Source organism: Galbibacter mesophilus, from assembly GCF_023721415.1.
In the GTDB taxonomy this organism is placed as follows: Bacteria; Bacteroidota; Bacteroidia; order Flavobacteriales; family Flavobacteriaceae; genus Galbibacter; species Galbibacter mesophilus.
Map to the genome: position 1 here is coordinate 53,894 of NZ_JAMQVC010000005.1, position 19,647 is coordinate 73,540.

Below are 19,647 nucleotides of genomic sequence, written 5' to 3' on the forward strand. Positions count from 1 at the left end.
ATTTTTGCACTCAAAATAGACAATTATGGCGAGCATTAGAGATTTAAAGAAAGATATAAACTTTGTTTTAGGAGATATTATCGAGGCGGTTTATGTTTGGGAAATCAGTACCGAAAACAAAAATTCCAAGGAAGGTGATAAAATTATAGATGAAGCGATTACCGTTTTTGATGATCTTATTGAAAAAGTAAACAATAAAGATGTGGAAAACAGAAGCGCTCATTTGAAATCTGTAAACAAAGAGCTGGAAGAAAAAGCCTCTGCTTTGGTAGAAAAGCTTAACAAACTACCTGTTTCTTAAATTGAATTTCAAGAAAATTAAAAATTTCTTTTTGAAAAGTTTGTCAGAATAATTTTCAAGATTATATTTGCGCACTTTTTAAAGGAAACGCCGATGTAGCTCAGCTGGCTAGAGCAGCTGATTTGTAATCAGCAGGTCGTGGGTTCGAGTCCCTCTATCGGCTCCAGAAAGCCTCTTCAAACCGAAGAGGCTTTTTTTTGTGCTGATTTTTATTTTGAAAACAACATTAAGAGGGACGAGAAGTTTATCCTGAGCGCCAGCCGAAGGGAGTCCCTCTATCGGCTCCAGAAAGCCTCTTCAAACCGAAGAGGTTTTTTTTGTGCTGAATTTTTATTCTGAAAACAACATTGAGAGGGACGAGAAGTTCATCCTGAGCGCTACCTTTTTCAACGAACCTCACTGTCACACTGAGCTCTTGTGCTGAACAAAGCTTCAGTATGTCGGAGTTCAGTCCATTTTTTCTATATTCCTGTCAGGGAACTGGATATTCTTGCGAGGGAACTATATATTCTCACGAGGGAAAAATATATTCCTGTCAGGGAACTGGATATTCTCAAGAGGGAAGAATATGTCCTTGTCAGGGAAAAGTATATTCTTACGATGGCACAATATATTCTCGCGATGGAATTGTATATTCTTGCGAGGGAACAATATATTCTCACGAGGGAAAAATATATTCTTACGATGGAACTTTATATTCTTGTCATGGAAAAGTATATTCTTTCGGTTGTACTTTATATTTAGGCGATTGCACTATATATTCTTGCTATTGTAGTTGATATTTTTTCAGTTGTATTTTATATTCTAGCGATTACACTTTATATTCTTGTCGTTGTACTTTATATTTAAGCAATTGCACTATATATTCTTGCTATTGCAGTTTATATTTTTTCAATTGTATTTTATATTATTACCATTGCACTGTATATTCTTCTCGTTGTATTCTATATGGGAGCATCAGTTTTCAGTTGAAAGAAAGAGACGTGGTGATTTCGGTAGATATAACCGAAAAAAGTAAGCCTAGAAAGCCCAATTGTTACCAAAAAACTGTAATTTTCCTATTAAAGAACTCCGCTATGGCAAAGTACTTCTTTATTGTTTTATGGTTTGCGCTATCGTTTACGGGCTTATATGCTCAGGACGAGGCTATTGCGCAACAATATTTTAATAAAGGGGATTACGAAAAAGCCATTGTTTATTATGAGAAACTCTATAAACGCAACCCGCGTAACCGAAACTATCTAACCGCCTTAGTAACCTCCTACCAGCAAGCCGGAAAGCCCGAAAGTGCGGAAGAAATTCTTTTGGAAAAGCTGGAGGATGGCAATGTCTATCCCATTCTTTTTGTAGAAGCGGGGTATAATTACCAATTAATGGATCAGCCGCAAAAGGCAAGCCAGTTTTATGATAAAGCGGTAGAAAGTCTGGAAGAAAATCCGAATTACGCTTTTGCCGTCGGTAATGCTTTTAAGGGGAAATCGCTGTTGGATTATGCCATAAAAACCTACAAAAAAGGAATGGAGCTTAATCCCAAGCTTAATTTCAGCTACGATTTAGCTTACATCTACGGAGAGCAAGGTGATATTGAAAATATGTACGAAATGTACCTAGACCTTATGTTGGAACGGGAAAGCCTTAAAGGAAACATCAAGCGGAATTTGAGCAGGTTTATATCCAACGACCTATCTAATGAAAACAATGAGCTGTTCAAGAAAATTCTTTTGCAAAGGTCGCAAACCAACCCCAATTTACTCTGGAACGAACTTTTAAGCTGGTTGTTTATTCAGCAAGGAGCTTACAAGAATGCCTTTGCCCAAGAAAAAGCTATTTACAAAAGGTCGCCCGAAACTTCTTTGAATCCCATTATCGATTTAGCGCAAATAACTTCGGAAAACGAGGATTACGAAACGACCCAGCGTATTTACGAATTTATCATTACAGAAACCAACGATTTACAACTGCTTGTTTTTAGTAAACTTCAGCTTACCAAAATAGCTTTAATGAATGCCGATGCGAAAGACTACGATGAGATCGACGAGCAGTTCAATGGAATTTTAACGGAATACGGTACTACAGCCCAAACTTTACAAGTTCAAATTGAGTACGCAAAATTCTTGGCATTCACCATGAATAAAGATGAAGAGGCATTGGGTGTTTTAGACGCAGCGATTAAACTTCCCATTGATAAATTTTCAGAAGCCCAAGTAAAAATGACAAAGGCAGATGTGTTGGTTTATGGGGAAAAGTTTAATCAAGCTTTAATTTATTACTCCCAAGTCCAAAAAGATTTAAAGAATGATGTTTTGGGTCAGCAAGCGCGTTTTAAAGTGGCGCAAACCAGTTTTTACAAAGGAGATTTTGAATGGGCAGAAACGCAATTAAAAGTTTTAAAATCTTCTACGTCCCAACTCATCGCCAATGACGCGTTGGAGTTAAAGCTATTAATTTCTGATAATAAATTGGAAGATTCCACGCAGACGGCATTAAAGCTCTACGCTAAAGCAGATTTACTTGCTTACCAAAAGAATAATAAAAAAGCGATTGCCTTACTGGAGGAAATTCTGGTGAATCATAAAGGGGAGTCCATTGAGGATGAAGCATTGCTGAAGCAGGCATTTCTCTACGAGCAAGAAAAGGAATTTGAAAAAGCGGCTTTCAACTACAAAAAAATAATTGAGTTTTACCCCACCGATATTTTAATGGACAATGCTTTGTACCAATTGGCACTTCTCTATAGGGATGAACTTTCTAAGCCAGAAGAAGCTAAAAAGCTTTTAGAGCGTATTATTTTTGAGCATCAAGACAGTGTTTATTTCTTGGAAGCTAGAAAAGCGTATCGGGAAATGCGCGGAGACAACATTGAATAAAAAAAGGTGCCTTTACATCCTGCTTTTAACGTTAGGATAAGTAATTTTGAACACTGAACACTGAACACTGAACACTGAACACTGAACACTGAACACTGAACACTGAACACTGAACACTGAACACTGAACACTGAACACTGAACACTGAACACTGAACACTGAACACTGAACACATGTATATATACAACGTAACGATAAATGTAGAAGAGCAAGTACACCAAGAATGGCTTTTATGGATGCAGGAAGAGCATATTCCCGAAATGTTGGCAACGGGAAAATTTAGTAATGCCAAAATAGTAAAAGTACTGGTTGAAGAAGAGATGGGTGGGATTACGTATTCTGTTCAATATTTTACAGAAGACAAAGCAACCCTTCAAAAATATTATACGGAAGATGCCGAGCGTTTGCGCAATAAAGCTACCCAGCGATTTCCGAACAAATTTGTTGCCTTTAGAACCGAATTACAAATTGTAAGCGAGCATTAAAAGCTTCCTTCCATACCTGATTTTATGAGTAAGAAGAACAAAAAGTTTGAAAAAAAATCTTTTGTAAAAAAGGTTGAAGATAACACCCAAGTGAAAGCCAAAAAGCACTTGGGTCAACATTTTTTGAAAGATGAAAATATTGCCAAACAAATAGCAGATACACTTACCTTAAACCGTTACAATCAGGTTTTGGAAATTGGTCCAGGAATGGGCGTGCTCACAAAATACCTTTTACAAAAGGATGTAGATGTTTTTGCGATGGATTTAGACAGTGAATCTATTGCATACCTTCAGAGCCATTTTTTACTGGAACACCCAAGACCGGCAGCTAGTAAACATGGTTTTGAGGTTATAGAAGCCGACTTTTTAAAATACGACACTTCGCAGTTGTTCGGGGAAGAGCCTTTCGCTATTACCGGTAACTTTCCCTATAATATTTCTTCACAAATCGTTTTTAAAGCGTTGGAGTTACGGCATCAAATACCGGAGTTTACAGGTATGTTCCAAAAGGAAGTAGCCGCTAGGATTTGTGAAAAGGAAGGCAATAAAACCTATGGAATTCTATCCGTATTGGTTCAGGCATTTTATGATGCGGAGTATTTGTTTACTGTTCCGCCAGAGGTTTTTAATCCGCCTCCAAAAGTACATTCAGGAGTATTGCGGTTGATAAGGAAAGATGATTTCTCTCTACCGTGTAGTGAAAAATTGTTTTTTAGAGTCGTAAAAGCCGCCTTCGGACTTCGACGAAAAACCCTACGCAACAGTTTAAAAAGCTTTAATCTCTCCGATAATTTGAAAGAAGATAGTATCTTTGATCGACGACCGGAACAAATGAGTGTGGAAGACTTTATTGCACTTACAACCAGAATAGAAAAAGATTTATCGTAATCTGCGCAAGGGATAGCAGCGGCATCCCCAGACAAAGTGAAGCTTGTCTGGGATATAGCGGATAGCCCGGCTCGTGCGCCCAAAGAATAAACAGGTATGGTTCCATTTAAATTAAGTGATGAGCTTATTGAGCAAATTGAGCAGCTGATTGAAACCCAATCGGATGCTACTTTATTGAACATGATGGCGGAGTTCCATTATGCCGATATTGCTGAAATAATTCACGAACTTAATTTAGATGAAGCGACTTACATCATTAAGTTGCTGGATAGCGAAAAAACCTCGGATGTTTTAACCGAGCTTGATGAAGACATTCGGGAACAAATTCTGGGAAATCTTTCCGCTAAGGAAATTGCCGAAGAGATCAGCGAACTTGATACCGATGATGCTGCCGATATTATTGGAGAACTCCCCAATGAATTGGTTAAAGAAATTATCGCCCAAATAGACGACAGGGAACACGCCAGGGATATCGTTGAACTGTTACGGTACGATGAGAATTCTGCGGGTGGACTTATGGCTAAGGAGCTCGTTAAGGTAAATGAAAACTGGAACGTGCTGACCTGTGTAAAAGAAATGAGGCGACAAGCCGAGAATGTTACTCGAGTACATTCCATTTATGTGGTGGATAATGATGAAAAATTAAAAGGAAGACTTTCGTTAAAAGACTTGCTTACTACTTCTACCAAGGCAGAAATAAGCAGTATTTACATCCCTAAAGTGGATTATGTAACCGTTACCGATAAAGGCGAGGATGTGGCAAGATTGATGTCCAAATACGATTTGGAAGCTATTCCCGTAGTAGATGAGATGGGGCGATTGGTAGGACGGATTACCATTGACGATATCGTAGATGTTATTCGGGAGGAAGCTGAGAAAGATTATCAATTGGCAGCGGGTATTACCCAAGATGTAGAAGCAGATGATAATGTTTGGGAACTTACCAAAGCAAGGTTGCCTTGGTTGCTTATTGGGATGTTTGGCGGTATTGGTGCGGCCAGTATTATTGGCAGTTTTCAAGGAGCACTGGCAGAACCCATTTTATTAAGCTTTGTTCCCTTAATTCAGGCGACTGCTGGGAACATGGGGGTGCAATCATCGGCAATTGTAGTGCAAGGTTTGGCCAACGACAGCATACGGGGAGAGATGTTGCAACGATTGGGTAAAGAGTTTTTGCTAGGATTAATCAACGGTACAGCAATTGCTTTTGTGGTTTTGCTTATAAGTCATTTTTTATTTGAAACCTCTTATTTGGTTTCAGCAACCATTAGCGTTGCCCTTATTGCTGTTATTATCATTGCAGCTATTATTGGTACGTTTGTGCCTATTTTCTTGGATAAAAAAGGGATTGATCCTGCGGTGGCTACCGGTCCATTTATCACTACAAGTAACGATGTCTTCGGAATACTTATTTACTTCAGCATTGCCAAACTTATTTTAGGTTTTTAAGTTTGTTTGCAGAGCATTTTTTGAGAACATACTACTTTGAAAATCAGTTTTTTTATCTAAAAAAAATTAACGTTTGTACGCGAATTCTAGTGTTTTATCGAAAAATGCTGTTAAAAATTAATATAATTTTTCCTACATAGGAGTGAATATATTAATTTTACAAGAGTTGCCCCTTTGCCACTTTCCTATTTGAGAGCCAAAAAAATATGATAGAAAGTACTGATCATGCTAAGAAGATAAAGAAAAATGTAATTAAAATCTTCCGAAGAAGTTGTAAGTTGAAAGAGACTTATAATGAATGTCAATATTACATGTCTCACAGTGAGCTTAAATTGTTTTACGAAGAAAGTTTTTTTTCAGCAAACACCTTATGCAACTGTTTAGATGAGTATGTTCGTACTTGGGGCTGGACTACCTCTCTAATTTCTAAATTTCACAATGCTGCCTATATTACCAAACTTACCGGTCAGCTTTTTTTTACTGATGATGAGTTTAAACTTTTGTTTACCAAAGCCCTTTTTTTGGAGGAAAAGAATTTTGAAATTTTAAAATCGTTGGATAAAGATTCGATTCCTGAAGAGATTAAGGAGATGCTCGTTTCAGAATTGGTCGCTCAGGAAAAGCGCATTAAAACGCTAAAATCAATTTTGAAAAACCATTATCAAAAATAATTTTTCCGACTTTTTCTAAAGTTCATGTCCTAAGTGATCTAGTGGCTGATGCGTTATAAGTTTATTCATTATTGATCTCTTTATTGAAGATTTGGTAATACCTTTGTCTTAAAAATAAGTTTACCGAAAATTAAATAAGAAATGAAAATTCTTCATTTAGATACCAATCACCCTTTGCTTTTGGAGCAACTTGCTGCTGCTGGGTTTCAAAATGATACTGATTATACGTCTTCAAAGGAGGAAATAGAAAATATAATTGGAAACTACGACGGAATTATCATTCGGAGTAGGTTTGCTATGGATGACTCTTTTTTAAGAAAGGCGACCAAATTGAAGTTTATAGGTCGCGTAGGCGCTGGGTTGGAAAATATCAATGTAGAAACGGCAAAACAGCTTAATATCAAACTTTTTAACGCGCCAGAAGGAAATAGAAACGCTGTAGGAGAACATGCCTTGGGAATGTTGCTGTCCTTGTTCAATAAACTAAACAGCGCCGATAGGGAAGTGAGAAATGGACAATGGCGACGTGAAGAGAACAGGGGAGTGGAACTTAATGGTAAAACTGTAGGTATAATTGGCTATGGAAACATGGGGAAAGCATTTGCCAAGAAGTTAAGAGGTTTTGATGTGGATGTTATTTGTTATGATATTGTAGGCGGCGTTGGCGATGATAATGCGCGTCAAGTAGGCATTTTGGAGTTCAAAAAAAATGCAGATGTAGTGAGTTTGCATACTCCGCAAACCCCGCAGACCATTGGAATGATTAATAATGAGTTTATAGAGTCTTTTCACAACCCTTTTTGGTTATTAAATACAGCACGAGGAAAGAGTGTTGTTACAGCCGACTTGGTTTCAGCATTAAAATCTGGAAAGATATTGGGCGCTGGATTGGATGTTTTGGAATACGAAAAATCTTCTTTTGAAAACCTTTTTACAGAAGAAATGCCCGAAGCTTTTAAATATCTAATCGAAGCTGAGAATGTGCTGCTTACCCCACATGTAGCTGGCTGGACGGTGGAAAGTAAAGAGAAGCTAGCGCAAACAATTGTAAATAAAATTACCAAAGAATTTTCTTAACTTTATAGGAAACCACATTTTTAAAGTGAAAATTGAAGCAAATACGGTTCAGGATTATTTGAATGCTCTTCCTGTGGAAAGAAGGGATGCATTTAATAAATTACGTCAGGTAATTCTGCGGAGTAAGCCCGAAGAACTTGAAGAAACCTTGAGCTATGGCATGATTGGTTATGTGGTGCCGCATTCCGTATATCCAGCGGGTTATCATTGCGACCCTAAGTTGCCATTGCCTTTTATAAATATTGCTTCACAAAAAAACTACATAGCGCTCTATCACTCTGGGATTTATGCTGATAAAAATTTACATGATTGGTTTGTTGGGGAGTATCCAAAACATACCGATGCCAAACTGGATATGGGAAAGAGTTGCGTACGCTTTAAAAAAATGGATAAAATCCCTTTTGCCCTTATAGAAGAATTAATGGGGAAATTGAGTGTACAAGAATGGATTGGGATTTATGAAAATGCTGTGAAAAGAAAATAAAACGATTGCTAAGATTGTTTTTTTACTATTTTAGTAATCTAACCATTTAAACCAACACAATGGAAGATAAAAGAGACGGTAAAAAGAGCTATTTTGAAGAAAATGCTGAAAACTTTGCCAAAGAAACTAAGAATACGGCCAATGAATTTGCTGAAAATGCAAAAGAGGCATTTGCTGATCAAAATAACAAAAAGGTTATCTCAGGCATTTTAGCTATTCTTTTTGGGGCCTTTGGTATTCATAAATTTATCCTAGGTTATCAAAAGGAAGGGTTGATTATGCTTTTAGGAACGCTGCTAACCTGCGGTATTCTAGGGACGGTGATGTATATCATAGGAATTATTGAAGGGATTATCTACCTAACAAAATCCGATGAAGAATTTTTTAATACATATCAGGTTGGTAAAAAACCTTGGTTTTAAAATACACTAGAACTTTTAGGGAATGAGTATATTTGTTCCCTAAATAGTTCAGCTTATAGTTTCCCCCATTTCACTACAGTTGCTGCAAAAGGAAATAAATATATGGGGTTTACAAAAAAATTAGCACACACTTTAGAGCAGAACCAGCTTTCTAAGACATTTAAAGCGCTGGGGCATCCGGCTAGAATTTCCATACTTCAATATATTAGCAGTCACCCAAACTGTATCTGTAACGACATGGTGCAGGATATAGATTTGGCGCAAGCCACCATTTCCCAACATTTAATCGAATTGAAAAAAGTAGACCTCATTGTTGGTAAACAAAAAGGCAAAAAAACGTGCTATAATATTAATATTGATAAACTTTACGAAGTAAAACAATCCGTTGGTTCATTCTTCAATGAAACACAACAAGGCGCCAGTTAATCTTGAAAAAAGATAGTTTGATTGTTATTCTTGTTGATCATTTTGTTCTTCGGCATGTTTCCGTTCCAATTCCGCTTGAAATTCCTCCATTACCGGTTTTACCGTACTTTCAGGTAAGTCGGCTATTTTGATGTACATAAGTCCGTCAACCGAATTATTAAAAAGTGGATCTACATTGAAAGCAACCACTCTTGCATTTTGCTTAATGTATTTTTTAATAAGTACTGGCAGTCTTAGGTTGCCCGGTTCTACTTCATCAATCATTCGGTCGAACTTGTTCAGGTCGGCTTCGGTTTCATCGAATACGAATTCTTTATCGGCATCTTTTAGTTTTACCTTGAACTCTTTTTTCGGACTGATATATTGGGCTACGTACGGATCCCAATAATGCGACTTCATGAATTCAATCATTAACGATTTAGAGAAGTTAGAGAATTGGTTGCTAATACTAACTCCTCCAATTAGGTATTTATGCTCTGGTCTGCGCAAAGTGGTGTGTACAATTCCTTTCCAAAGTAAAAACAACGGCATTGGTTTTTGCTGATAATCGCTTACAATAAAAGCGCGTCCCATTTCTATGGATTCGCTCATCATTTTATACAGCTCCGGCTCAAATTTAAAAAGGTCTTGCAGATAAAATCCATCAATGCCTCGGGTTTTGAAAATGTCAGCGCCCATTCCCATACGATAAGCCCCTACAATCGCCTTGGCTTCACTATCCCATAGAAAAAGGTGGTGGTAATATTCATCAAATTCATCAATATCAATGGCTTGATTGGTGCCTTCCCCAACTTCCCGAAAGGTTATTTCCCGAAGTCGGCCAATTTCCCGAAGGATGTAAGGCATTTTTTTAGCCTTCGCTAAGAATACTTCGTAGTTTTTGCTTTCCAGAAGTCGTAAATCGTTTTCTCTTAATTCATCTACCTCCTTTTCCATAAGCTCTTTACTTACGGGTGTGATAATTTCTTTTGGGGAGCGTGGAAATTTAAAGCTGGTAGGAACTTTATCAAAAAGTCGTCCTTTTTCAAAAACATTAGAAAGCATATACGTTTTTCTCCGAAGGAATTCCGTGAAATCTTCTAAGCTTTCGTGTTCCTGTTGTGCTTCTACGCTAATGGGTCTTCCAATGCGCACGCGAATTACTCGGTTTCTTTGCGTTAATAGTTCTGAAGGTAATTTAGCTGTACGCAAAGTATCGCTTATCTTTGATAGCCGATAGAATAATTTACTGTTTTTAGCGTGAAAATATATAGGTACAACGGGCACTTCAGCTCTACGAATTAATTTCATCGCAGCTTCTTCCCATGGTCTATCTACTATTAGTTTTTCATCCCTGTAGGTGGAAACTTCACCAGCTGGAAAAATTCCTAGCGGCTTGCCTTCCCTTAAGTGTTGTAGGGATTGTTTGAAACCAGCAATACTGCTTTTGGCGTCTTTGTGGTCTTCAAAAGGATTTACAGGCATAACGTATGGAACTAAAGGCTCAATACGGTGCAATAGAAAGTTTGCAATTATCTTATAGTCAGGACGCTGTTCAAGCAATAGCTTCAGTAGCAGAATGCCATCGATACCCCCCAATGGATGATTGGAAATAGTAACATAGGCGCCATCTTTTGGGAGTCTTTTTAAGTCCTCTTGCGGGATTTCAAAGTTAATCTCAAATTCTTCTAAAATTGCATTTAAAAAATCAAGATCCTGTTTGTCCTTATGCTTGTTGTAAATTTTATTAAGTGCAGATATGTTGAGTACTTTCATAAGCATCCAACCACTAAAGGTTCCTAAAAAACCGTATTTATCTGTCTTAATTACTTGAGCAACTTCCTTTGCTGTAACTAATCCCATGAAACTTTATATTCGTCTTATCAATACAAATATAGAAAAAGAAAGCACGCGCTAGTTTTATTTTACCACCAGTTGTACCGTTTCTTGGGTTCTTTGCTCCAGTAAAACCTCTCTGCCGTTCTGCAAAGAAGCAATTGCTTTTTCGTTGAAATGCCTTATGGTGTAAAGAGATACATCCTCGTAATGGGTAACCTTAAATTTAGATTTAAGAACCTTTAAAAGATCGTCCAGCTTATTGAATTTATTATCAACACATACCGAAAAACTAATAGCAGAGTTTTGAATAAGATCTACTTTCATTCGGTTATCATGGAAAAGCTTAAAGATTTCGCTGATATTTTCTTCAACAATGAAAGAAAAATCCAATGAAGAAAGTTTCATTAAAATCTGATTTTTCTTCACAATAAAGCAAGGAACATTTGGAGTGATCCCTTTTCCTTTCATTACCGCCGTACCATCTTCCTTAGGATTGATAAAGGATTTTACATAAAGTGGGATTTCCTTTCTTTGTAAAGGCTGTAACGTTTTTGGGTGAATTACAGAAGCCCCGTAAAAGGCAAGCTCTATAGCTTCTCGATAAGAGATTCGGTTTAAAAGTTCTGCATTCTCAAAATACCTTGGATCGGCATTTAAAACCCCTGGTACATCTTTCCAAATGGTAACCGAGTCAGCATTTAGGCAATAGGCAAATATGGCCGCAGTATAATCCGATCCTTCTCTTCCTAGGGTTGTGGTGAAGTTATTTTCATCACTACCTAAGAAACCTTGGGTAATATTCAAACAGCTTTGATCTACATTTTCTGTGATGTTTTTCTGGGTTTGTTCCCAGTTAACCGTTCCTTCGCGGTAACTATCATCAGTTTTTATATAATCGCGTACGTCCAGCCATTTATTTTTTATACCAACTTCTTTGAAATAGTTGCTTAGAATAGTGGTTGAAATAAGCTCTCCGTAGCCGACCACTTGATCATAAACAAAGCTATACTTTGGCGATTTGTTCCATGCTAAAAAACCTTGAACTTGTTCAATGAGGCCCCTAACTTCTGCAAAAACGGGGTGATTATCGTTTTTAAAGAGGTCTTTTAATATTTTATGGTGGTAGGTTTCTATTTCTTCAAATGAAGCGTTTAATTCTGCTTTGTTTTCAAAATAATTCTTTACCACTACTTCCATGGCGTTGGTAGTTTTTCCCATTGCGGAAACCACTAACAATGTATTTTCATGCCCTACGGTTTGTAGAACATTCACAACGTTTTTTATTCCATCTGCATCTTTAACAGATGCTCCTCCAAACTTAAAAATTCTCATGAATTAGTTATTAGCTATAAATTTTTTAATTCCTTCTTCGTCTAATTGAACTGTGTCCCAATCGCTTAAAATAAGGGCTCCATTTTTTTTGTAAAATTCTACCGCTGGCGTATTCCAATTGAGCACTACCCATTCTATTCTTTTTACGCCGTCTTTATGTCCTTGTTTAATTACTTCAGCAAATAAAGCACTTCCTAATCCAGAACCTCGGGAGCTTTTTCTTACTACCAAATCTTCCAAATGAATGGTTTTACCTTTCCATGTAGAATAGCGATTGTAATACAATGCCATTCCTTCAATACGGTTATTTACCTCAGCAACAAAACAGGAAAACAACGGCTTTTCACCAAACCCATCGGTTATAAGATCAGTTTCAGTGACTTCCACAGCATCGGGCTCCTTTTCAAAATCAGCAAGTTCCTGGATTAATTCTAGTACTTGCTTCATGTCTTCCTTTACGGCTCTTCTAATTGTGTATTCCATATCTGTTACAAATATAACTTAGAGTTATAATTATATAAAAATGAAATTTAACGAAAACGTTGTAGTTTCACAAAAATGACGATATTTGTGAGCGTAAAAACACAAAAAACGCTGATGACTAAAAAACACAAAACGCTCGGAGAGTTCATTATAGAAAACCAAAAGGCCTTTCCGTACTCTACCGGGGAGCTTTCTAAGTTGATTAATGCCATCCGACTCGCGTCTAAAGTGGTAAACCACGAAGTAAATAAAGCCGGATTGGTAGATATTTTGGGAGCTAGTGGCGATATTAACGCACAGGGGGAGAACCAACAGAAATTAGATGTGCTCGCCAACGAGAAGTTTATTCAATCGTTAACCAACAGGGAGATTGTTTGCGGGATTGCTTCGGAAGAAGAGGATGATTTCGTTGTAATTAATAGTCATGATAACAACCATCAGAATAAGTACGTGGTGCTTTTTGATCCTTTGGATGGATCAAGTAATATAGATGTGAATGTGTCTGTTGGCTCCATTTTTTCAATTTACCGGCGTGTTACTCCTATTGGAACACCTGTAACTATTGAAGATTTCTTGCAGCCCGGTCGTAAACAGGTTGCGGCGGGCTATGTAGTTTATGGAACTTCTACCATGTTGGTGTATACCACGGGTCATGGGGTAAATGGATTTACTTTGAATCCGGCCATAGGTACTTTTTATTTATCGCATCCCGATATGAAATATCCGGAAGACGGCCGGATCTATTCTGTTAACGAAGGGAATTACGTTCACTTTCCGGAAGGAGTCAAAAAATACATTAAATATTGCCAAATGGAAGAAGGGGACAGGCCTTATACCTCACGCTATATCGGTTCGTTGGTGTCGGATTTTCACAGAAATATGATTAAAGGAGGGATATTTTTATACCCAACCAGCAGCAAAGCAAAAAATGGTAAGTTGCGTTTGCTGTACGAATGTAATCCGATGGCATTTTTAGCTGAACAAGCAGGGGGAAAGGCAAGTGACGGCTGCAAGCCCATATTAGATATTGAGCCGACGTCACTCCACCAACGGGCTCCATTTTTCTGCGGAAGTAAAAATATGGTAGAGAAAGCGGAAGAGTTTATGGAGACTTATCAATAAAAATCATGTTCGTTAGTGCAAAATCTTTTTGCATAAAAAAAGCTGCTCTTAAAAAAGGCAGCTTTTTATATATTTTGAACACATTGTTCTTATCGGTTCATGTGTTTTATCTCTTCGATAAAAGTATCCAGATCAACTCCCATGTGGATTAGATCCAATGCTTTTTTATTAATGAGGTCAACATTGGCAGGGTTAAATCCAAGTCCAATAGACAAACGGCGCATTATGCGTAATTCGTCTTCATCTTCAATATGGTCTACATAAATCATTCTGGCAATGTCGTAAAGCCTTTCCAATCTCGCTACATAAAGTGACGGTGGGTTTACCGGGTATGCAGCTGGATTTTCTAGTACGCTTTCATAAAGTTCAGGTGAAATATCCAAGTTATGAGCTAAACGGTCTAGGAACGCTTTTTCTTCAGGAGTCATTTCGCCATCAGACAATGCAACTCTTACAATAGCAGCAAAGTGATCGCGGTTTCTATCTCTAAATCCGGAAGAATATAAATTTGAAATTGACATCAATAATAGGTTTTATAATGTGGCACAAAGATAATTATTCCCTAAGATTATTTACTTAAAAAAACTTTCTTTTTTAAGTCGTAAAGAAGCGCTAACAGACCAATAAGCGATTTTTAAATATCATTTTACTGAATATCGTAGGAAAAGCTTTATAAGTACTTTAAGAACTTACGTTAAAGTCAACCCAAAGTCACTCATAATCTTGTATTTAGCTGTTTAAGATGTTACATTGATATAAGAGAATTAGTAACCATTAAAAAAATAATATTATGAACTATACAGAAGAAGTTTCCAAAAAGATTAATGAATTGTTGGAAAAAAATTACGATGCACAGAAAGGATTTATGAATGCCGCTGATAATGTAGATAGCACCAATCTTAAAACGTATTTTAAGAGTAAAGCAGCAGAGCGCGAAAATTTCTCGGACGAATTGAAAAGAGAAATCGTGTCATTTGGTGAAAAGCCAGTGGATTCCGGTAGTTTGACAGGAGATGCCCATAGAACATGGATGAATATTAAATCTGCCCTGTCTAGTAATGATGAAGAATCTATTTTAGAGGAAGTTCAGAGAGGGGAGAAAGCAAGTTTAGAAGATTATAACGAAGTGCTTTCCAAAACCTCTTTGCCACAAACTACCGAGGCGATGTTAACTAGACATCGAAATGCAATTCAGAATTCGGTGAACAATGCTAAAAGATACGAAAGCATTGTAGAGTAAGAATTATAAGATTGTTATGAAAAAGAGAGAAACTGTTTCTTAATCGAAACAGTTTTTTTTGTTTTTACCGTTGATAACTCCTAAAAACTTCTTCTTTTTTCTCTTGAAATTATCCTTAATTTTGAAAGATGGCCGAGCAGTTGCCAATGACTTCAATTTTAAAGAGATAGCTTTTTTATGTACTTAATTTTCGATACAGAAACTACTGGATTGCCAAAACGTTGGGATGCTCCAATTACCGATGTTGATAATTGGCCACGGGCCATACAAATTGCTTGGCAGCTACATGACGAAATGGGAAATGTTATCGATCATCAAGATTATCTCATTAAACCAGATGGTTTTAATATTCCTTTTGATGCCGAGAAAATCCATGGAATTTCTACCGAATTGGCGCAAGAAAAAGGTATTCCATTGGCAGAGGTTTTGGAGAAATTCAATGCGGCTTTGGCTAAAACAAAATTTGTAGTTGGACAGAACGTCGGTTTCGATGTTAATATCATGGGGGCAGAGTTCCATCGGGATGGCGTAGAAAGCAATTTAACGGAGCTGCCTGTGTTGGATACTTGTACAGAAACTACGGCAGAATTATGTAAAATTCCTGGAGGTCGAGGGGGTAAGTTTAAACTGCCTACTTTGACGGAGCTTCATGAACATCTTTTTAATGAGCCCTTTGCGGAAGCACACAATGCTACAGCCGATGTGGAAGCTACAACACGCTGCTTTCTAGAATTGATCAGAAAAGAAGTCTTTACTGCGGAAGAACTTGATGTTTCTCCGCAATATTTTAGGGATTTTTCAGAAGTGAATCCGCAGCCTATCGAATTGATAGGGTTGGAGCACATCAATCTAAAGAAAGCTTCCGAAGAAATAAGGAAACAACTAGCCAAGGAGGCGCCTTCCGAAGAAATATCCAAAGAAGAGCTTCATCAAAATATAAAAGAACTTGCTGAGGTTGATTTTGCACATCTGCATAACTATTCGCAGTTCTCTATTTTACAGGCTACATCGAGCATTCCGGATCTTGTGGCGGCAACGGCAAAAGCGAACATGCCAGCCGTGGCGCTTACCGATATGGCGAATATGATGGGGGCTTTTCATTTTGTGAAAGAAGTAGGAAACCACAACAAAGCAGTACAGGCTAAAATTGACGAAGCGCTGGCCAATGGTGAAGAACCAACTGAGAAGCTTATTAAACCCATTGTTGGTTGTACGCTGAACGTCTGTGAAAATCACTTGGATAAGTCCGTTAAAGACAACGGTTACCAAATCGTGATGCTTGCCAAAAACAAAAAAGGCTATCACAATTTGGCTAAAATGTCTTCTATAGCCTATACGAAGGGATTTTATTATGTTCCGCGGATTGATAAAAAAGTGGTGGAGCAATACAAGGAGGATATTATCGTACTTACGGGAAATTTATATGGGGAAGTGCCCAGTAAATTGTTGAATGTTGGGGAAGTTCAAGCCGAAGAATCCTTGTTGTGGTGGAAAGAACAGTTTGGGGAAGATTTGTACGTGGAAATTATGCGCCACGAACAAGAAGACGAAAATAGGGTTAATGATGAACTTGTTAAATTAGCCAATAAGCACAACGTAAAACTGGTTGCTACCAACAACACCTATTACATAGGGAAAGAAGATGCCAATGCGCACGATATTTTGTTGTGTGTGAAAGATGGGGAGAAAAAAGATACCCCAATTGGTAGAGGAAGAGGGTATAGGTACGGATTGCCAAATCAGGAATATTACTTTAAGAGCGGCGATGAAATGAAAGCCATTTTTAAAGACCTTCCCGATGCTATTTTCAACATTCAAGAGATAATAGATAAAGTAGAGCCTTTCGAGCTTGCTCGGGACGTGCTGTTGCCTGCCTTTAATATTCCTGAAGAATTTCAGGTGGAAGAGGATAAAGAGGACAATGGAAAAAGAGGAGAGAATAAATATTTAAAACACCTTACCTACGAAGGAGCCAAAAAAAGGTATCCAGAAATTACTGAAGAAATTAAAGAACGACTCGATTTTGAATTGAGCGTTATTGAAAATACAGGTTATCCAGGGTACTTCCTTATTGTACAGGATTTTATTGCTGCAGCACGTGAAATGGATGTTTCGGTAGGGCCGGGTCGTGGTTCTGCGGCGGGTTCCGCGGTAGCGTATTGCTTAGGAATTACCAATATTGACCCTATTCATTACGACTTGCTTTTTGAGCGGTTTCTGAATCCAGACCGTGTGTCCCTTCCCGATATTGATATCGACTTTGATGATGAAGGAAGGAGCCGAGTGATGGATTATGTAATCGAGAAATATGGGGCCAATCAAGTAGCGCAAATTATTACCTACGGAACCATGGCTGCCAAATCTTCTATCAGGGATACGGCAAGGGTGTTGGATTTACCGTTGCACGATGCAGATAGAATTGCAAAGCTGATTCCCAATATGAAGCTGGGTAAGATTTTCGGTATGGATGATGCCGGATTGAAAGAAAAGCTGCGTTCCGAAGAATTGGAAAAGGTTAATGAGTTAAAGAATATTGCTGATGGGGACGACCTCGAAGCCTTAACCGTAAATCAAGCCCGCGTTTTGGAAGGGTCTGTTCGAAATACGGGAATTCATGCCTGTGGAGTAATTATTACGCCCGATGATATTACCAAATTCGTTCCGGTTTCGGTGGCAAAGGATTCTGATTTGTATGTAACCCAGTTTGATAACTCCGTCGTGGAGAGTGCTGGGTTGCTGAAGATGGATTTCCTCGGATTAAAAACATTGACCCTCATCAAAGACACGGTGAAGCTGGTGAAATACAAGCATGGAATCGATTTGAATCCGGATGAATTCCCGCTTGACGACCAGAAAACATACGAGCTCTTTCAACGTGGGGAAACAGTTGGGATTTTTCAATATGAATCTGCCGGAATGCAGAAACACATGAAAGACCTAAAACCAACCGTTTTTGCCGATCTTATTGCTATGAATGCTCTTTATAGGCCAGGTCCGTTGGAATATATTCCGAGTTTCATCCGAAGAAAACACGGCGACGAGGAAATTAAGTACGACCTCGATGCTATGGAGGAGTATTTAAAGGAAACTTACGGAATTACGGTTTATCAAGAGCAGGTGATGTTGCTTTCGCAGAAATTGGCTGGGTTTACCAAAGGTGAAGCCGATGTATTGCGTAAAGCGATGGGGAAAAAGATTTTTGCCTTGCTGGAGCAACTTAAACCTAAGTTTCTGGATGGTGGGGAAGCGAATGGACATTCGCGCGAAACACTGGAAAAAGTATGGAAAGACTGGGAGGCTTTTGCGAGTTATGCGTTTAATAAATCCCACTCCACATGTTATGCTTGGATTGGCTACCAAACAGCTTATTTAAAGGCGAATTACCCTGCGGAATACATGGCAGCGGTGCTTTCCAACAACATGAACGACATTAAACAGGTGACTTTCTTCCTAGAGGAATGCAAGCGTATGGGGATTGAAGTGTTGGGGCCAGATGTAAACGAATCTTATTACAAATTCACCGTTAACAAAGACAACGCTATTCGTTTTGGAATGGGGGCGATTAAAGGTGTGGGTCGGGGTGCCGTGGAAACGATTGTAAAAGGTAGGGACGACGGAAAATACAAATCGGTTTTCGACCTTGCCAAGCGAATTGACTTGCGAGCAGCCAACAAAAAGGCATTTGAAAATTTAGCGCTGGCAGGAGGTTTCGATTCTTTTGATACGCACCGAGCACAATATTTTCACGATGATGGCGACGGAATTACCTTTTTGGAAAAAGCCATAAAATACGGGGCTAAATTTCAGGAAAATGAAAATTCCGCCCAAGTTAGTTTGTTCGGGGAGGCCAGTGATGTGCAAATCCCAGAACCCCAAGTGCCTCCATGCGATACATGGGGAACAATGGAAAAATTAAAGCGGGAAAAAGAAGTGGTCGGGATTTATATTTCCGGACATCCACTGGATGATTTCAAAACAGAAATTGGCGTTTTTTGTAACGGAAATGTGGGATTATTTAATAATCTGGAAGCTATCGTCAATAGAGAGATTTCTTTTGCCGGTGTAATAACCGATGTGCAACACCGCGTGTCTAAAAACGGAAAAGGTTGGGCGTTGTTTACCGTAGAAGATTATACTGATTCTTACGAGTTTAGAATGTTTGGTGAGGAGTATTTAAAGTTCAGGCATTTTCTTATGATAAATTCTTTTATCTACATAAAAGCTTTCGTTCGTGAGGGTTGGACAAATCGCGAAACGGGTAAAAAGGGAGAGCCAAGGCTTCAGTTTAATTCCATGGAACAATTGCAGGATGTTATGGAAAAGTATGCGCGAAAGCTCACTATTCATTTAAAATTAGATGAATTAGTAGAAGAGCGTATAGATAGTTTAAAAGATGTTATTTCCATGCATAAAGGCGACCATATTTTAAACTTTGTGGTGTATGAAATGGAGAACGAAATAAAGCTTACCATGCCCAGCCGAAAACAGAAAGTTCAGATTTCCAACGAATTATTAGATGAGCTGAAAAAGCAAGAAGTAATGTATAAATTGAATTGATGCTGGAGGCCATAAGATTGACCCT

17 protein-coding genes and 1 tRNA gene are annotated in these 19,647 nt (G+C 38.1%); 14 read left to right on the forward strand and 4 right to left on the reverse strand.

All coding sequences use genetic code 11. The features are described from left to right. The first annotated feature begins 25 nt into the window (after positions 1 to 25). The 11 genes from NDQ75_RS14750 to NDQ75_RS14800 all read left to right on the forward strand — a co-directional run bounded on the left by NDQ75_RS14750 (position 26) and on the right by NDQ75_RS14800 (position 9,070). Entirely contained in the window at positions 26 to 301 is a 276-nt protein-coding gene (locus NDQ75_RS14750) for a hypothetical protein (protein WP_202029877.1), read from the forward strand. A gap of 89 nt (positions 302 to 390) precedes the next feature. After that, a tRNA-Thr gene (locus tag NDQ75_RS14755) sits at positions 391 to 467 on the forward strand. A 910-nt stretch (positions 468 to 1,377) separates the two neighbouring features. Continuing rightward, on the forward strand, positions 1,378 to 3,168 hold the full coding sequence (locus NDQ75_RS14760) for a tetratricopeptide repeat protein (protein ID WP_202029876.1): 1,791 nt from the start codon (positions 1,378 to 1,380) through the stop codon (positions 3,166 to 3,168). A 173-nt stretch (positions 3,169 to 3,341) separates the two neighbouring features. Further along, positions 3,342 to 3,653: a DUF4286 family protein gene (locus NDQ75_RS14765; RefSeq protein ID WP_202029873.1), complete on the forward strand. Its 312-nt coding sequence runs from the start codon at positions 3,342 to 3,344 to the stop codon at positions 3,651 to 3,653. 24 nt (positions 3,654 to 3,677) lie between these two features. Next, positions 3,678 to 4,541: a 16S rRNA (adenine(1518)-N(6)/adenine(1519)-N(6))-dimethyltransferase RsmA gene (rsmA, locus tag NDQ75_RS14770; protein WP_202029872.1), complete on the forward strand. Its 864-nt coding sequence runs from the start codon at positions 3,678 to 3,680 to the stop codon at positions 4,539 to 4,541. Positions 4,542 to 4,637: 96 nt separating this feature from the next. After that, the gene (gene mgtE, locus NDQ75_RS14775; protein WP_202029871.1) at positions 4,638 to 5,990 is read left to right on the forward strand and encodes a magnesium transporter; all 1,353 of its coding nucleotides are present in this window, start codon (positions 4,638 to 4,640) and stop codon (positions 5,988 to 5,990) included. A gap of 206 nt (positions 5,991 to 6,196) precedes the next feature. Continuing rightward, positions 6,197 to 6,661, forward strand: a complete 465-nt coding sequence (locus NDQ75_RS14780; protein ID WP_202029870.1) for a hypothetical protein — start codon at positions 6,197 to 6,199, stop codon at positions 6,659 to 6,661. A gap of 141 nt (positions 6,662 to 6,802) precedes the next feature. Then, complete coding sequence (locus NDQ75_RS14785; RefSeq protein ID WP_202029869.1) at positions 6,803 to 7,738, forward strand: 2-hydroxyacid dehydrogenase; 936 nt, start codon at positions 6,803 to 6,805, stop codon at positions 7,736 to 7,738. A 25-nt stretch (positions 7,739 to 7,763) separates the two neighbouring features. Continuing rightward, the gene (locus NDQ75_RS14790; RefSeq protein WP_202029868.1) at positions 7,764 to 8,222 is read left to right on the forward strand and encodes a DUF1801 domain-containing protein; all 459 of its coding nucleotides are present in this window, start codon (positions 7,764 to 7,766) and stop codon (positions 8,220 to 8,222) included. 59 nt (positions 8,223 to 8,281) lie between these two features. Then, positions 8,282 to 8,644 carry a TM2 domain-containing protein gene (locus NDQ75_RS14795; protein WP_202029867.1) on the forward strand — a complete coding sequence of 121 codons (363 nt, stop codon included), beginning with the start codon at positions 8,282 to 8,284 and terminating at the stop codon, positions 8,642 to 8,644. A 102-nt stretch (positions 8,645 to 8,746) separates the two neighbouring features. Beyond that, complete coding sequence (locus NDQ75_RS14800; protein WP_202029866.1) at positions 8,747 to 9,070, forward strand: ArsR/SmtB family transcription factor; 324 nt, start codon at positions 8,747 to 8,749, stop codon at positions 9,068 to 9,070. A gap of 24 nt (positions 9,071 to 9,094) precedes the next feature. On the opposite strand, the gene NDQ75_RS14805 is transcribed toward NDQ75_RS14800, so the two are convergent. From NDQ75_RS14805 to NDQ75_RS14815, 3 genes are read right to left on the reverse strand one after another with little or no spacing between them, the layout of a single operon-like run. After that, positions 9,095 to 10,912 carry a GNAT family N-acyltransferase gene (locus NDQ75_RS14805; RefSeq protein ID WP_202029865.1) on the reverse strand — a complete coding sequence of 606 codons (1,818 nt, stop codon included), beginning with the start codon at positions 10,910 to 10,912 and terminating at the stop codon, positions 9,095 to 9,097. Between the two features lie 57 nt (positions 10,913 to 10,969). Beyond that, positions 10,970 to 12,220 (reverse strand): aspartate kinase, encoded by a 1,251-nt coding sequence (locus NDQ75_RS14810; RefSeq protein WP_202029864.1) that lies wholly within the window; start codon positions 12,218 to 12,220, stop codon positions 10,970 to 10,972. 3 nt (positions 12,221 to 12,223) lie between these two features. Beyond that, complete coding sequence (locus NDQ75_RS14815; RefSeq protein ID WP_202029863.1) at positions 12,224 to 12,703, reverse strand: GNAT family N-acetyltransferase; 480 nt, start codon at positions 12,701 to 12,703, stop codon at positions 12,224 to 12,226. A 114-nt stretch (positions 12,704 to 12,817) separates the two neighbouring features. On the opposite strand from NDQ75_RS14815, the gene fbp reads away from it, so the two are divergent. Next, positions 12,818 to 13,825, forward strand: coding sequence for a class 1 fructose-bisphosphatase (fbp, locus tag NDQ75_RS14820; protein ID WP_202029862.1), 1,008 nt, complete (start codon positions 12,818 to 12,820; stop codon positions 13,823 to 13,825). Positions 13,826 to 13,914: 89 nt separating this feature from the next. Here the strand turns inward: fbp and NDQ75_RS14825 are convergent, their stop codons facing one another. Continuing rightward, the gene (locus tag NDQ75_RS14825; RefSeq protein ID WP_202029861.1) at positions 13,915 to 14,346 is read right to left on the reverse strand and encodes a tellurite resistance TerB family protein; all 432 of its coding nucleotides are present in this window, start codon (positions 14,344 to 14,346) and stop codon (positions 13,915 to 13,917) included. A gap of 269 nt (positions 14,347 to 14,615) precedes the next feature. Between NDQ75_RS14825 and NDQ75_RS14830 the strand changes: the two genes are divergently transcribed. Both NDQ75_RS14830 and dnaE read left to right on the forward strand, forming a co-directional pair. Next, the gene (locus tag NDQ75_RS14830) at positions 14,616 to 15,065 is read left to right on the forward strand and encodes a ferritin-like domain-containing protein (RefSeq protein WP_202029860.1); all 450 of its coding nucleotides are present in this window, start codon (positions 14,616 to 14,618) and stop codon (positions 15,063 to 15,065) included. Positions 15,066 to 15,242: 177 nt separating this feature from the next. Then, a complete protein-coding gene (gene dnaE / locus NDQ75_RS14835; protein WP_202029859.1) occupies positions 15,243 to 19,622 on the forward strand; it encodes a DNA polymerase III subunit alpha in 4,380 nt (1,459 codons plus the stop codon). Positions 19,623 to 19,647: the final 25 nt, after the last annotated feature.